This window comes from Caulobacter sp. AVps16 (genome assembly GCF_058681455.1).
Map to the genome: position 1 here is coordinate 3,580,254 of NZ_CM178739.1, position 13,167 is coordinate 3,593,420.

Genomic DNA, 13,167 nt, shown 5'->3' on the forward strand with positions numbered 1-13,167 from the left:
CTAGGATTTCGGGATCGGAACCAGACGGTACATCCGCAGGTCATGGCGCACGCGACCGGCCTCGATGCCGGCGGTGGGGCCGCTGCCGGTATAGAGATCGGCCCGCACCTCGCCCTTGATGGCCCCGCCCACGTCCAGAGCCACAGCCAGACGGCGATAGGCGGGGAAGGCACCGGCCAGCTTTGGGGCTGCGGCGTCCAGCCAGTAGAGGCCGCCCATGGCGTGGCGGCTGGGATCGACGGCGATGGCCCGGCCCGCCGGCAGGGGTATGCCGGCCGAGCCCACGGCCTCCTGGCCGTCGTCGTCCGACAGCTTGAAGAAGATGTAGCGCGGGTTCAGCTGCATGATCTCGTCAGCCCTCGGGCCGCGATTGTCGGCCAGCCAGGTGCGGATCGCGTCACCGGAGGTGTTGTTGTCGGTCAGAAGGCCCCGATCGCGCATGGCCGTGGCGATACCGACAAACGGCTTGCCATTGCCGCCGGCAAAGGCGGCCCGCTGTCGGCGACCGTCCGGTGTGACCAGAACGCCCGACCCCTGAATTTGCAGGAAAAACAGCTCTTCCGGCCGCATCCAGGCCAGGGGCTTGTCGGCGGGCGAGGCCTCGATGGCCTTGCGGTCCGGATAGGGCTCGAACTTGCCGGCCCTGACCCGGCCGCTGACCTTCTTGCCCGCCAGGGACGGTTCGAAGGCCCCAAGGTCGAGCATGACCAGATCCGCCGGAAGCCCCCGCACCGGCGCGCTGAACTCGTCCGAACGCGACAGGCGGGCCTCGTATTTCGGCGCGAAATAGGCGGTCAGCAGGCCCTGATCCCCTACCGCCTGGGGTCTGAAATTGGCTTCCAGGAACAGACGTGCCCCCAGTTCATCGCGCGGTCCGTCGGTACGGGCCAGACGACAGACCCGGGCCATATCAGGCTCGCGCGCCACACCGCAGCCGGCCCGGAAGGCATCCAGAGCCGCCAGGTGGTCCTCTTCGGTCCAGCCCGCCAGGGTGCCAAAAGCCAGGGCCTGCAGGGTCGGGACAGGATTCGCAGACGCCGGGGTCGGGCTCGCACCGGGCAGGACCGGGGGCGCGACGGGACCGGTGGCCACCGGGGTCGGTGTCGTGGTTGCGCAGGCCGCCAGGGTCAGGGCGGCTGCGACAGCGATCAGACCGTTCCGCAGCATCAGGCTTCGGCGGCGGCGACGTGGACCAGGATCCAGTTCGGATTGGTCGATTTCAGAGAACGTTCAAAGGTCCAGAGCTCGGCGGTGCGGCGGTCATCCACTGCGTCGCCCTCGGCGCTGGTGGTCCTGGCGCGAACCTCGGCCAGAATCCGCACGACGGCCCGGGCGGTGTCGCCGACCACCGCGACCGTGTCGAGATCGACCCGCGGTGGCGACATCATCTCGACCGTCTCGCTGCGACCCTCGGCCTCGCGGGCCACGATCGCCGCCTCGAAATTGGCCATGACGTCGTCGGCCAGCAGCGGCTTGAGGGTTTCGCGATCACCGACAGCGAAGGCCTTGACGATCATCTCATAGGCCGAGCGGGCCCCGCTCAGGAAATGGGCGGTGTTGAAGTCGGGCTGGCGCGCGCGCAGGGCCGCGACGCCTTCGAGGGGCCCGGCGGCCAAGGCTTCGGCCGGCCCGGCCGGTGCCGGAACGGTTCTGGCCCCGGTCGCCGGCGCATCCTCGGGCTGACGCCCCACCCGACGCCCGAGTGTGGCGTAGAGCTGGTACAGGACCACGGCGGCGATGACGGCAAGGACGAGAATTTGCATAAGCACTTGGTTATCCGCGGCTGCTTCGACAGACTGGTCGCCATGTCTATATAGGTGAGGCGAGCTCTCGCGTAAGGCGCCTGGCGTTGCACCAAGGCCGCCCGCGTGTTAGCAGCGCCGCTCTCTCCTAGCGGCCTTTTTAGACGCCGAGTACGGATTTATTCCTAATGACCGACACGACCGCCGCCCCTGAGGCGCTTGCAGACGACAACGCGGCCGCTCAATCGGGCATCCGCATCATGGCCCAGTTCGTGCGCGACTTCTCGTTCGAGAGCCCGCATGCGCCCGACAGTCTGCGGGCAGGCACGGCCCAGCCGGCCATCGATATGGGCGTCGAAATGAATGCCCGCGGCCGCACCGACGGCCTGTTCGAGGTGGACCTGAAGCTGTCGGCCCGCGCGACCCGCGAAGACCAGGCCGTTTTCCATGTGGAAGTCGTCTATGGCGGCCTGTTCCACATCTCGGGCGTGACGGAAGCCGATCTGGAGCAGGTCCTGCTGATCGAGTGCCCGCGCTTCCTGTTCCCCTTCGCCCGTCGTCTGATCGCCGACGTCACCAGCGAAGGCGGCTTCCCGCCCTTCCTGATCGACCCGATCGACTTCGCTGGCGTCTATGCGGCCCGCAAGGCCCAGGCCGAAGGCGTGGTGGTCGGCAACGCCTGATTTCGGGTGCATCGCTGAAAAACAAGGCCTCGATCATGCTGTGATCGGGGCCTTTTCTTTAAATTGCTCAACGAAGGCAGGGCGTCGTGACCATCGACAAAGCAGCCTTATTCGAAAGCACCAAGGCGCTCTGGCCGCAGACCGTTTTTACGCTTGATGCGCAGAACACTCTGAACCGAATTTACGAAGCCAATGCGGCAGCTATCCCCGTCGATGACAACTGGCGGCAAGTCGCGATTTGGGCATTTCACCAAGCGCTAGCGATACTTGAAAAGCGGGCGGCCGCCGAGGAGCTCGCAACGATTTTGCCTCACACAGTGCCGTTCGAAGCGTTTGATAAGTGGATGCGTTTCAACCTCGCCAAGAGCAAATGGGGCGCTGACGAGTGGTTAGAAGAACGGGCTGCCTGGGAAGCGGATGACAGCCTCTAAGGCTGCAGCCGGTAACCGCCCATTTCGGTGATCAGGATCTTGGCCACGGTCGGATCCGGCTCGATCTTCTGGCGCAGGCGATAGACGTGGGTTTCCAGGGTGTGGGTGGTGACCCCGGCATTATAGCCCCAGACCTCGGTCAGCAGCTCCTCGCGCGAGACCGGCTTGGAGCCGGCGCGATAGAGGTATTTGAGGATGTTGGTTTCCTTCTCGGTCAACCGCACCTTTTTCTGCTTCTCGTCGACCAGGAGCTTGGCCGAAGGGCGGAACTCGTAGGGGCCGATGCGGAACAGGGCGTCTTCCGAGGCCTCGTAGCTGCGCAACTGGGCACGGATGCGGGCCAGCAGCACCCCGAAACGGAAGGGCTTGGTGACATAGTCATTGGCCCCGGACTCCAGGCCCAGGATCGTATCGCTGTCGCTGGCCGCCGCCGTCAGCATGATCACCGGGGCCATGACCCCGTTCTTGCGCATCAGCCGGCAGGCCTCGCGGCCGTCCATGTCGGGCAGGTCGACATCCAGCAGCACGAGATCGGGCTTGATCTCGCGCGCCATCCGCACGCCCTCGCCCGCCGTGGCGGCCTCGGCCACCGCGAACTCTTCGTGCAGGGCAAGCTGTTCAGCCAACGCGCCCCGCAGGTCGTCGTCGTCGTCGATCAGCAAAAGGGTCTTGCGTTGCGCCATATGGCGGAACATGCACCGGTGCGACCCCTCGCGACAACCCTTGGGAGCGGAGAAGGCGACAATGATCTTCAAGGCCCGCCCTGACGGCCAGATTGACATCAACGGACGCGCCGTCCGCTGCGCCCTGGGCAAGGCCGGCGTCATTGCCGCCGCCGACAAGCGCGAGGGCGACAACAGGAGCCCCGCCGGCGTCTGGCTGATCCGCGAAATCCTCTATCGCCCAGACGTCTATCCAGACGGGCCGACCACCGCCCTGCCCGTTCGCCCCATGGCCCCGGACGACGGCTGGTGCGACGCTCCGGGCGATCCGGCCTATAATCGCCCGGTCAAGCTGCCCTATGCCGCCAGCGCCGAGCGGCTCTGGCGCGACGATCACGTCTATGACCTGGTCGGCATCCTGGCCCACAACGATGATCCGCCGGTTCCCGGCATGGGCTCGGCGATCTTCCTGCATCTGGCCCGCGAGGACTTTTCCGGCACCGAAGGCTGCGTCGCCCTGGCGCGCGCCGATCTGGAAGCCCTTCTGGCCACGGCCCAGCCCGGGGATGCGGTGGAGATCGGGATCTAGGCGAGCCCCGTGGGCCGGACTCGGAGTCCGGCCGGGCGCGCTCGGCTTCACAGCATGTAGGGCCCCCACATGAAGAGGGTGGCACCGACCGCACCGACCGCCGTGACGGCGGTCATCGCGATCACCAGTCCCGCCGCGAGCCTTTTGACAACAGGTCGCGCGCTGCGCTGGGCGCGAAGATAGACCTCAAGCACCGCCAGAGGGATCAGGTAGGACCCAAACTGCAGCACAATGTCGGCCGGTCCCGATAGAGTACGGTTCATGCCGAGGCCGCCGCCAGACACCACCACCCAGCCCATGATGCCGACGCGCAGGAACCAGACCCCATTGACGACCATGAAGGCGCGCATGGCCCAGCGGCGATGGGCCTCGAACTTCCGGGTCACGGCAAACCGCCAGGCCAGACCGGCAATGACCAGGATCAGCACACCATTGAGGGAAACCGAAACCGCCGAAATCAGCGAAAGATAGGTGGGCCTCACCCAGGTCAGCCAGAACCCGCCGAGGGCCATCACATAGGCGATGATGAAGAACAGCCGTCCGTTCCAGCGATGCAGGGCGGGCAGTTTTCGACGGATCGCCGGTACAAGCTGCAAGAGGCCGCCGAGCGTCACCACCGCCGCCAGCAGCACATGGACCGCGAACATGAGGTTGCCCAGGTCATCGGCGGAGACGTAGCCCTTGATGATGGGCTTGTCGTTCCACCCGGCCAGATCGCCGGCCATGGTCCTGCGACCATAGTGGGCGATGATCATCCAGATGAAGGCACCCTGGCCGGCTGCGGCGACCAGGAACCAGGCCACACCTGCTCGCCTCAGAAGGGCTTCGCCCGGCGAAGCGGTCTTTGATGGAATTGCAAGTTCTGCTGTCGTCATGTTCGTTCTACTCTCGGCGGATTGCGATCGGCCAAGGCGTGCGGGTTTTCACAGCGACGTTCTCGCCGATTTGGAAATCGGTCAGGTTTTTTGGAGCTTGCTCATGAGCGGCCGGCTTGAGGAACAGGGGTTCCATGCGCGCTGAGGGCCTGGGCACGACGCCGCGCAGCGGAGGCCGTCCAGACGATACGCTCCTCTATGGCGCGCTCTTCGCCGCGGCCGTGGGTGCATTCTGTCTCAGCCAGATCATCGGACGCCGGCTGGGCCTGGTTTCCGAACTGGTCGCGATCGCGGGCGACGCGACCTGCGGCTGGTCGTGGCTCTTGGTCCGCGCCCTTTTTCAGCCTGCCAGGCCCCGGCGGGAACTGTGGCCGCTCGGGCTGGTTCTGATCCTGGTGGCGTCCGGCGCCGTCCTGCGCTGGTCAGGCGCGAGTGCCGGACCCCTGCCCCGCATGGTTGGCAATCTGGGCGAGCTGGTCAGCTCGGCCCTCCTCCTGCTGGCCGCCATCGAACCCTTGAAGGGCCTGAACTCGAGCCTGAATCGGGGCGAGCAAGGCTTTCGCCTGACCTTTATGGCCGGCTACCTGGCCTCGCTGGCCATTGCGGTCATCTGGGTGGGCGGTGCCCCGGCCGGCGAGCTGACCGCGCAGGAGCGGATGGCCATCAAAACCGCCTGTGCCATCTTCTCTCTGCTGGGGATGGGGGCGGCCATCTGGTACCGCCATCGACATCCCCTGTCGGTCACCCGGCCGGAACGGCAGCGCGATAGAACGAGCGACGCCAACGGCCTGGCCCCGGCGCTTCGGCAGCTGATGGTGCAGGACGGCCTCTACACCCGCCAGAGTTTGAAAGTGGCGGATGTGGCCCGCCGCCTCGGCGAACCCGACTACAAGATCACGGCTTGCATCACGGGGCCCCTGGGCTTTCGCAACTTCAACCAGATGGCCAACCATTTCCGCATCACGGAGGCCAAACGGCAGTTGGCGGATCCCGCCTACGAGCACCTGCCCATTCTCACGATCGCCTATGATTGCGGCTTTGGCTCTATCGGTCCCTTCAACAGGGCGTTCAAACTCGAGACAGGGCTTACGCCCCAGCAATTCCGCAAAGCGTCTTCGGTGCCCGGTTAAGGGTTTCGCCCCGCAGGGGTGCCCCAAGAGACCTTTGGCCCGGACCGCTTCTCACTGCGGCGCGCGGACCCCAAAGATCGCCGAGCCCACCCGCACCGAGGTGGCCCCCTGGGCAATCGCGGTCTCGAAGTCGTCGCTCATGCCCATGGACAGCTTCTCGACGCCGTTGCGCTGCGCAATGGCCCTCAGGGCGGCGAAATGGGACGCGGGATCATCCTCGGCGGGCGGAATGCACATCAGGCCCTCCACGGTCAGGCCATAGGGCCCGCGACAGGCGGCGATGAAGGCGTCGGCCTCCGCCGGCGAAATTCCGGCCTTCTGCGGCTCTTGCCCGATATTGACCTGGACATAGAGGCGGATCGCCCGGCCCTGGCGCTGGATTTCGTCGGCCAGAACGCGGGCCAGCTTTTCGCGGTCCAGGGTTTCAAGGACATCAAAGAAGCCGACGGCTTCGCGCGCCTTGTTGGTCTGCAGCGGACCGATCAGCCGCAGTTCCAGGCCGGGGCGATGCGGCGTCCAGCGCTCAATGGCCTCCTGGACACGATTTTCACCAAACACCGTCTGGTCAGCCGCCAGAACCGGGGCGATATGGTCCCAGGGCTGGGTCTTGGACACAGCCACCAGCGTGACCGAGCCCGGCGCACGACCGGCCGCAACCTCGGCCGCAGCAATGCGGGCCCGGATTGAGGCCAGGGGGCTGGTTTGGGAGACGTCTGACATGATCGTGAAGGCCGGCGGTGAACTGGAGGTCCTGTCTAGGACGGCCAGAACCCTTGCGCCAAGGACGGTGCGGGGAATTGTGCTGCCGAGCCTGGTTTTCTTCACCGACCCGGCCAGGGTGCCGGACCCCGAGTCCGTCGCCGAGCGCCTGCCGAGGCATGCTGCGGTGGTGTTCAGGGCCTTTGGCGCGGCCGATGCCGTCGATCAGGGCCAAAGGCTGAGGCGTATCGCCGACCGGAGAGGCCTTCTCCTGCTGGTCGGCGCGGATGAGGACCTGGCCAAGACGATCGGTGCCGACGGACTTCACTTGCCGCAAAGGCTCGGGAACACGGCCCCGACGATCCGGGCGAGGCGATCCGACTGGATCCTGACCCAGGCGGCCCATGATGCGGAGGCTGTCGGAACCGCCAGCGCCCTGGGCGCAGATGCACTATTCGTTTCGCCGGTTTTCGCCAGCAACAGCCCGTCAGCCGGAACACCCCTGGGCGTGGAGGGTCTTCGGCGATGGGTCGGGATGACTGACACACCGATCTACGCCCTGGGCGGAATCCGGGCGGAAACAGTTGAACAGCTGGAAGGGACGGGAATCGTTGGCCTGGCGGCCGTCGACGCGTTGCTGAGTTAGAACTTGAACGCGGTTTCGAGGCGGACGCGCGGCGCGGGCTCAACTGGCTCGGCCTTGCGGGCGGCTAGGGCGGGATTGTTGTCGCCGAGGGCCACCGCACCACCGACGCGAATGGACGGGGTGACCTTGAAATAGGCACCGGCCTCGACGTCCTTGAGTTCCATTTCGCGGCCCAGCGGCTGGTCGAGACCCAGCTTCAGGCCCCATTTGCCCTTCTTGGCGTCCCACTGCAGGGTCTTGCGGGAGTCCTGCGGGCTGAACACGCCCTTCGGGTTGCTGGTGAAGTCGTTCTTCACGGTAAAGTCAGGCGTAGCGGCGCGAGTCTTGACCTGCGCCTGGGCGATCGTCGCCGATCCCGTGAGGATCAGCGCCGCTGCACCGGCTGTAATGAAACGCGTCGCGGTCATCACTGTCTTGTCGCCTGTCCCAAACCACACACATCCCGACTGTAGAATGTGCGCCCTTATGATCGCTTAATGGCCTGACCCTAACGTGGTCAACCGGCGTTTGGTCGCACAATCGGACGATGAATGCGATTCAGGCGGCGCCTGTGGCGGACCAGTCACGCGATTCCTGTTTTGAGGCAGCGCGGCCATGCTATAGACCGGCTCCGGCCGCGGGGGCGCGCCAGATTGCGCGATCGCGCCGGCGAGACATTGGAGCGAGATACTATGGCGTTTGAGCGTGGGTCAGTGTTGCGGGGCGTCGTTGCCGGCATGCTGGCGCTGTCGGTTCTGGGCCTCTCGGCCTGCGGCAGCACCAAGGGTCCCAAGGTGTTCCAGACCGTGTCGCAAGACGACGTGGGCGGTTTCAATCCCTTCAAGGGATTGGGCGGCGGCGGCGGCAAGGCCCCGGCCAGCGAAGGCTCGATCGGCGTCAATGGCTATCTGTGGCGGGCGACCCTCGACACCCTGGCCTTCATGCCCCTGGCCTCGGCCGATCCCTATGGCGGCGTGATCGTCACCGACTGGTATGTGAACCCGGAAAAGCCCGATGAGCGCTTCAAGGCGACCATCTATATCCTGGACACCCGCCTTTCGCGCTGACGGCCTGAACGTCAATGTGTTCAAGCAGGCCAAGGACGGTGCCGGCGGCTGGACCGATGTGCCGGCGGCTGACCAGACGGCCACCGATATCGAAAATGCGATCCTGACCCGCGCGCGTCAGCTTCGGCTCTCCAATATCAAGGGCTAACCCCCTGACGGGTCTTCGCCGCGCGGCGACGAAGACCCGAATTCCCCTACTTTCGAGCGCGCTCCGGCCGCGAAACCGCTTATATGTCTGCGGACGCGCCTGCCTGGGGCGCTATTGGCATATCTAGACACCCGGTTTTCATGGCCCGCTACAATCCCAAAGACACCGAGCCCAAATGGCGTGACGCCTGGGCGAAAGCCGACGTTTTCCGGACGGCGGACATCTCGGACGCGCGGCCGAAATACTATGTGCTCGAGATGTTCCCCTATCCATCGGGGCGCATCCATATGGGCCATGTGCGCAACTATGCCATGGGCGACGTCGTGGCCCGCTACAAGCGCGCCCAGGGCTTCAGCGTTCTTCACCCGATGGGCTGGGACGCCTTCGGCATGCCGGCCGAAAACGCCGCCATGGAGCGCGGCGTCCACCCCAAGGGCTGGACCTACGACAATATCGCCGCCATGCGCGAGCAGCTGAAGGCCCTGGGCCTGTCGATCGACTGGTCGCGCGAGTTCGCCACCTGTGATCCGGAATATTACGGCAAGCAGCAGGCCTGGTTCCTGAAGCTGCTGCAGCGCGGCCTGGTCTATCGCAAGGAAGCCTCGGTCAACTGGGACCCGGTCGACATGACCGTCCTGGCCAATGAGCAGGTCATCGACGGCAAGGGCTGGCGCTCGGGCGCGCCGGTCGAGAAGCGCAAGCTGACCCAGTGGTTCCTGCGCATCACCGACTATGCAGACGCCCTGATCGAGGGCCTGAAGACCCTGGATCGCTGGCCTGAAAAGGTCCGCATCATGCAGGAGAACTGGATCGGCCGGTCCAAGGGCCTGCGCTTCACCTTCAAGTTCGATGGCGCTGCACCGGCCGGCCATGACGCAGGGCTGGAGGTCTATACCACCCGTCCCGATACCCTGTTCGGGGCCAGCTTCGTCGGGATCGCGCCCGAGCATCCGCTGGCCGAGCAGCTAGCGGCCGGCAATCCCGAGCTGCAGGCCTTTATCGCCGAATGCCGCAAGGGCGGCACCTCGGAAGCCGATATCGAGGGGGCCGAAAAGCTGGGTCGCGACACCGGCCTGCGTGTGGTCCATCCGCTGGATCCGACCATCACCCTGCCGGTCTGGATCGCCAACTTCATCCTGATGGACTACGGCACCGGGGCGATCTTCGCCTGCCCGGCCCATGACCAGCGCGACCTGGACTTCGCCCGCAAGTACGACCTGCCGGTGCTGCCGGTGGTTCTGCCGCCCGGCGAGGACCCGGCGTCCTTCGAGATCGGCAAGGAGGCCTATGTCGGTCCCGGCTCGATCTACAAGTCGTCGTTCCTGGACGGCCTGGATATCGAGTCTGCCAAGTCCGAGGCGATCGCCCGCATCGAGGCCCAGGAACAGGGCCAGGGCGCGACGGTCTATCGCCTGCGCGACTGGGGCGTCAGCCGCCAGCGCTATTGGGGCTGCCCGATCCCGATCATCCATTGCGAGGCCTGTGGCCCCGTTCCGGTGCCGGAAGACCAGCTGCCGGTGGTGCTGCCGGACGACGTCACCTTCGAGGCCGACAAGCCGGGCAATCCGCTGGTCCGCCACCCGACCTGGAAGCACACGACCTGTCCGTCCTGCGGCGGTGCGGCCCAGCGCGAGACCGACACGCTGGACACCTTCATGGACAGCAGCTGGTACTTCGCCCGCTTCGCCAATCCGGAGGCGGCCGAGTGCATCGACAAGGCGGCGGCCGATCACTGGATGCCGGTCGACCAGTATATCGGCGGGGTCGAGCACGCGATCCTGCACCTGCTCTATGCCCGCTTCATTACCCGCGCCCTGAAGGACGAGGGCCTGGTATCGGTGGAAGAACCCTTCGCGGGCCTGTTCACCCAGGGCATGGTCACCCACGAGGCCTACAAGAACACCGCCGGCGAGTGGGTCGAACCCTCCGACGTTGTGGTAACGGCGGAAAACAACATCCGCACCGCCAAGCACGCTACGACCGGCGAGCCGATCACGATCGGCGACATCGAGAAGATGTCGAAGTCCAAGAAGAACGTCGTCGCCCCCGAGGACATCTTCGACGCCTATGGCGTGGATGCCGCCCGTCTGTTCGTGATGAGCGACAGCCCGCCCGAACGCGATGTGCAATGGACCAATAGCGGCGTCGAAGGCTCCTGGCGCTTCACCCACCGACTGTGGAACGAGTTCGACAGCCAGCCGTCCGGCGACTTTGCCCATGATCCGGCCGACGAGACGGCCCTGGCCCTGCGCAAGTCGGCCCACAAGCTGATCGGCTTCGTCACCGACAGCATCGAGGGTTTCCGCTTCAACAGCGGCGTGGCCCGTCTGTACGAGTTCCTCAATGCCCTGAAGGCCGCGCCGGCCGAAGGTGCGACGCCCGCTGTGCTGGCCGCCCGCAAGGAAGCCCTGCACATCCTGGCGCGCCTTGTGGCCCCCTTTACCCCGCACCTGGCGGAAGAAGCCTGGGCCAGCCTCGGCGCCGAGGGACTGGTGGTCGATGCGCCTTGGCCCGTAGCCGACGCCGCCCTGGCCGCCGATGACGAGCGCACCCTGCCGATCCAGATCAACGGCAAGCGCCGTGGCGAGATCAAGGTCAAGGCCGGCCTCGCCGAAGCCGAGGTCGAAAAGATCGCGCTGGCCGATCCCGCCGTTCTGGCCCACCTTGAGGGGGTCACGGTCCGCAAGGTGATCGTGGTCAAGGACCGTATCGTCAACATCGTGGCCAACTGACCCATGACACGCATTTTCCTGGTGGGCGCCCTCGCCGCTTCGGCTCTCGGCCTTTCGGCCTGCGGGTTCACGCCGCTCTATGCGACGCCGGGCGTCACGCCGGGACTGGCGGCCATCGAAACCGTCGCGCCTGATGGCCGCGCGGGCTTCCTGCTGCGCGAGCAACTGGATGACGCCTTTGTGCGCAGCAGTGGTTCGCCGTCGGCCTACCGGCTGACGCTGGCCATCAACGAGCAGCGCTATGCCCGGGGCGTCCGGGTCGACAATGTCGCCAACCGTTATGAACTGCGGATGGTGGTCAACTGGCGCCTTCTGGACGCCAAGACCGGCGTAGAGGTCCGCAAAGGCCGTAGCGAGGCCGCTGTGACCTATGACTCGGCCGACCAGCCCTATTCGGCCATCGTGGCCCAGAATGACGGTCAGGAACGGGCAGCCGTCGAGGTGGCACGCAACATCCAGCTGGATCTCGCCGCCTGGATGGCCGGCGGTCGCAAGATCAAGTCCTGACGCCCGCACCATGATCCTGTCCAAGCGGCCGGATGTCGAACGGTTCCTGAAGGACCCGGCCCCGGACATCCGGGCCGTCGTCATCTATGGCAAGGATCGCGGCGTGGTGCGCGATAGGGCCGATCAGCTGGCCAAGCGGCTCTTTGCCCGGCCCGACGATCCGTTCGATACCGCCCAGCTGACCGAGAGCGATGTCGAATCCCATCCGGGCAAGCTGGAGGAAGAGCTTTCGGCCCTGTCGATGATGGGGGGGCGGCGGCTGGTCCGCCTGCGTCTGACCGGAGACAAGGCCGGACCAGACAAGGCGACGGCCGAGGCCCTGACCCGCCATGTCGACGGCCAGCTCAATCCCGAAGCCCTGTTCATCGTCGAGGCCGGCGCTCTGGGCCGCGACTCAAGCCTGCGCAAGGTCGGCGAGAAGGCCGCCGGCTGCGCGGTCATTCCCTGCTACGAGGACGAGGCCGGCGACATGGCTCGCCTGGCGCGCGAAACCCTGGCCCGCGACAAGGTCAGCCTGAACGGCGAGGCCCTCGATCTTTTTGTTTCACGCCTGCCCAAGGAACGCGGCGTGGCCCGGATGGAGATCGAGCGCCTGGCCCTGTTCCTCGGCCCCGGGAGCGGCGTCAACGCCACCGCCGCCGACCTGACCGAGTTTCTCGGCGTCGAGCCGGAGGCCTCTCTGGGTGACGCGGCCATCGATGCCTTTGGGGGTCGGCTCGGGGCGGCCCAGGCCGGTCTGCGGCGCGCAGCCGCCGAAGGCGAAGGCGGACCCGCAGCGGTGCGGGCCATGGGCTACCACCTGGGTCGCTTGCGCCGGACCCTGACCCTGCACAAGAACGGCATTGACCTGACGGCGGCCGCCAAGGCCTCCGGCGTGTTCTGGAAACAGGAACGCGAATTTCTGCGCCAGGCCCGGGCCTGGACCCTGGACCTGCTGCTGGAGATCCAGGGCGAGATCCTCAATGCCGATCGGGCCTGCAAGACCTCGGGATCGCCTGACCAGCTGATTTCCGAACGCCTCGCCCTGATGATCGCCGGCCGGGCCCGGCGTCTGGGCCTCTAGGCCCAGAACGGCCCGAAAACGGGCCTTTGCTCACCTGTGGATGACTTTCGGGAAAGCCTTGCGGAACAGCGTCTTGCGACGATTTTCGCGAATTTCAACGTCGTCTGACAAAAATGGTGCTTCCCCGCGTACGGAAGGACGCCCTTCTGTGCGCCACAGAGCGGGGTCAAAACCTGTGGTTTCACACCTTTCGAAATCCCATTGTGTGCGCCTG

The 13,167-nt window shown here is 66.0% G+C and carries 14 protein-coding genes and 1 pseudogene; 9 read left to right on the forward strand and 6 right to left on the reverse strand.

The annotated features are described in order from the left end of the window. Both mltA and timA read right to left on the reverse strand, forming a co-directional pair. Complete coding sequence (gene mltA / locus ACW17U_RS17195; RefSeq protein ID WP_492054026.1) at positions 1 to 1,167, reverse strand: murein transglycosylase A; 1,167 nt, start codon at positions 1,165 to 1,167, stop codon at positions 1 to 3. Beyond that, complete coding sequence (timA, locus tag ACW17U_RS17200; protein WP_492054028.1) at positions 1,167 to 1,763, reverse strand: TIM44-related membrane protein TimA; 597 nt, start codon at positions 1,761 to 1,763, stop codon at positions 1,167 to 1,169. The genes mltA and timA overlap by 1 nt, the downstream gene beginning before the upstream one ends. Before the next feature lie 167 nt (positions 1,764 to 1,930). On the opposite strand from timA, the gene secB reads away from it, so the two are divergent. Both secB and ACW17U_RS17210 read left to right on the forward strand, forming a co-directional pair. Next, positions 1,931 to 2,425: a protein-export chaperone SecB gene (secB, locus tag ACW17U_RS17205; RefSeq protein ID WP_492054029.1), complete on the forward strand. Its 495-nt coding sequence runs from the start codon at positions 1,931 to 1,933 to the stop codon at positions 2,423 to 2,425. Positions 2,426 to 2,511: 86 nt separating this feature from the next. Next, positions 2,512 to 2,856 (forward strand): hypothetical protein, encoded by a 345-nt coding sequence (locus ACW17U_RS17210; RefSeq protein ID WP_492054031.1) that lies wholly within the window; start codon positions 2,512 to 2,514, stop codon positions 2,854 to 2,856. On the opposite strand, the gene ACW17U_RS17215 is transcribed toward ACW17U_RS17210, so the two are convergent. Beyond that, positions 2,853 to 3,539: a response regulator transcription factor gene (locus ACW17U_RS17215; protein ID WP_062151853.1), complete on the reverse strand. Its 687-nt coding sequence runs from the start codon at positions 3,537 to 3,539 to the stop codon at positions 2,853 to 2,855. The genes ACW17U_RS17210 and ACW17U_RS17215 overlap by 4 nt on opposite strands. A 61-nt stretch (positions 3,540 to 3,600) precedes the next feature. Between ACW17U_RS17215 and ACW17U_RS17220 the strand changes: the two genes are divergently transcribed. Further along, complete coding sequence (locus ACW17U_RS17220; RefSeq protein ID WP_062150930.1) at positions 3,601 to 4,107, forward strand: L,D-transpeptidase family protein; 507 nt, start codon at positions 3,601 to 3,603, stop codon at positions 4,105 to 4,107. 47 nt (positions 4,108 to 4,154) lie between these two features. On the opposite strand, the gene ACW17U_RS17225 is transcribed toward ACW17U_RS17220, so the two are convergent. Continuing rightward, on the reverse strand, positions 4,155 to 4,910 hold the full coding sequence (locus tag ACW17U_RS17225; protein WP_492054033.1) for a DUF2306 domain-containing protein: 756 nt from the start codon (positions 4,908 to 4,910) through the stop codon (positions 4,155 to 4,157). Between the two features lie 206 nt (positions 4,911 to 5,116). Here ACW17U_RS17225 and ACW17U_RS17230 point away from each other — a divergent pair, with 206 nt between their 5' ends. Continuing rightward, on the forward strand, positions 5,117 to 6,112 hold the full coding sequence (locus tag ACW17U_RS17230; protein ID WP_492054035.1) for a helix-turn-helix domain-containing protein: 996 nt from the start codon (positions 5,117 to 5,119) through the stop codon (positions 6,110 to 6,112). Between the two features lie 51 nt (positions 6,113 to 6,163). Here ACW17U_RS17230 and ACW17U_RS17235 read toward each other — a convergent pair whose 3' ends face one another. Continuing rightward, the gene (locus ACW17U_RS17235; protein ID WP_492054037.1) at positions 6,164 to 6,832 is read right to left on the reverse strand and encodes a YggS family pyridoxal phosphate-dependent enzyme; all 669 of its coding nucleotides are present in this window, start codon (positions 6,830 to 6,832) and stop codon (positions 6,164 to 6,166) included. Here ACW17U_RS17235 and ACW17U_RS17240 point away from each other — a divergent pair. Then, positions 6,831 to 7,457 (forward strand): thiamine phosphate synthase, encoded by a 627-nt coding sequence (locus ACW17U_RS17240; protein WP_492054039.1) that lies wholly within the window; start codon positions 6,831 to 6,833, stop codon positions 7,455 to 7,457. The genes ACW17U_RS17235 and ACW17U_RS17240 overlap by 2 nt on opposite strands. On the opposite strand, the gene ACW17U_RS17245 is transcribed toward ACW17U_RS17240, so the two are convergent. Next, the gene (locus ACW17U_RS17245; RefSeq protein ID WP_062150919.1) at positions 7,454 to 7,864 is read right to left on the reverse strand and encodes an NtrZ family periplasmic regulatory protein; all 411 of its coding nucleotides are present in this window, start codon (positions 7,862 to 7,864) and stop codon (positions 7,454 to 7,456) included. The two genes, ACW17U_RS17240 and ACW17U_RS17245, sit on opposite strands and share 4 nt — an antisense overlap. A gap of 249 nt (positions 7,865 to 8,113) precedes the next feature. Between ACW17U_RS17245 and ACW17U_RS17250 the strand changes: the two are divergent. The 4 genes and pseudogenes from ACW17U_RS17250 (at position 8,114) to holA (ending at position 12,953) form a co-directional block, all read left to right on the forward strand. Then, positions 8,114 to 8,651, forward strand: a pseudogene (locus ACW17U_RS17250) (DUF3576 domain-containing protein). Between the two features lie 140 nt (positions 8,652 to 8,791). Beyond that, on the forward strand, positions 8,792 to 11,383 hold the full coding sequence (gene leuS / locus ACW17U_RS17255; RefSeq protein WP_492054041.1) for a leucine--tRNA ligase: 2,592 nt from the start codon (positions 8,792 to 8,794) through the stop codon (positions 11,381 to 11,383). Between the two features lie 3 nt (positions 11,384 to 11,386). Continuing rightward, a complete protein-coding gene (gene lptE / locus ACW17U_RS17260; protein WP_062150908.1) occupies positions 11,387 to 11,890 on the forward strand; it encodes an LPS assembly lipoprotein LptE in 504 nt (167 codons plus the stop codon). 10 nt (positions 11,891 to 11,900) lie between these two features. Beyond that, positions 11,901 to 12,953, forward strand: a complete 1,053-nt coding sequence (gene holA / locus ACW17U_RS17265) for a DNA polymerase III subunit delta (RefSeq protein WP_492054044.1) — start codon at positions 11,901 to 11,903, stop codon at positions 12,951 to 12,953. Positions 12,954 to 13,167 lie beyond the last annotated feature (214 nt).

What these genes read in the sequence shown, in the direction of transcription:
- mltA (WP_492054026.1), bottom strand. Translation starts at nt 1,167, where the DNA reads ATGCTGCGGAACGGTCTGATCGCTGTCGCAGCCGCCCTGACCCTGGCG.
- timA (WP_492054028.1), bottom strand. Translation starts at nt 1,763, where the DNA reads ATGCAAATTCTCGTCCTTGCCGTCATCGCCGCCGTGGTCCTGTACCAG.
- secB (WP_492054029.1), top strand. Translation starts at nt 1,931, where the DNA reads ATGACCGACACGACCGCCGCCCCTGAGGCGCTTGCAGACGACAACGCG.
- ACW17U_RS17215 (WP_062151853.1), bottom strand. Translation starts at nt 3,539, where the DNA reads ATGGCGCAACGCAAGACCCTTTTGCTGATCGACGACGACGACGACCTG.
- ACW17U_RS17220 (WP_062150930.1), top strand. Translation starts at nt 3,601, where the DNA reads ATGATCTTCAAGGCCCGCCCTGACGGCCAGATTGACATCAACGGACGC.
- ACW17U_RS17230 (WP_492054035.1), top strand. Translation starts at nt 5,117, where the DNA reads ATGCGCGCTGAGGGCCTGGGCACGACGCCGCGCAGCGGAGGCCGTCCA.
- ACW17U_RS17240 (WP_492054039.1), top strand. Translation starts at nt 6,831, where the DNA reads ATGATCGTGAAGGCCGGCGGTGAACTGGAGGTCCTGTCTAGGACGGCC.
- ACW17U_RS17235 (WP_492054037.1), bottom strand. Translation starts at nt 6,832, where the DNA reads ATGTCAGACGTCTCCCAAACCAGCCCCCTGGCCTCAATCCGGGCCCGC.
- ACW17U_RS17245 (WP_062150919.1), bottom strand. Translation starts at nt 7,864, where the DNA reads ATGACCGCGACGCGTTTCATTACAGCCGGTGCAGCGGCGCTGATCCTC.
- leuS (WP_492054041.1), top strand. Translation starts at nt 8,792, where the DNA reads ATGGCCCGCTACAATCCCAAAGACACCGAGCCCAAATGGCGTGACGCC.
- lptE (WP_062150908.1), top strand. Translation starts at nt 11,387, where the DNA reads ATGACACGCATTTTCCTGGTGGGCGCCCTCGCCGCTTCGGCTCTCGGC.
- holA (WP_492054044.1), top strand. Translation starts at nt 11,901, where the DNA reads ATGATCCTGTCCAAGCGGCCGGATGTCGAACGGTTCCTGAAGGACCCG.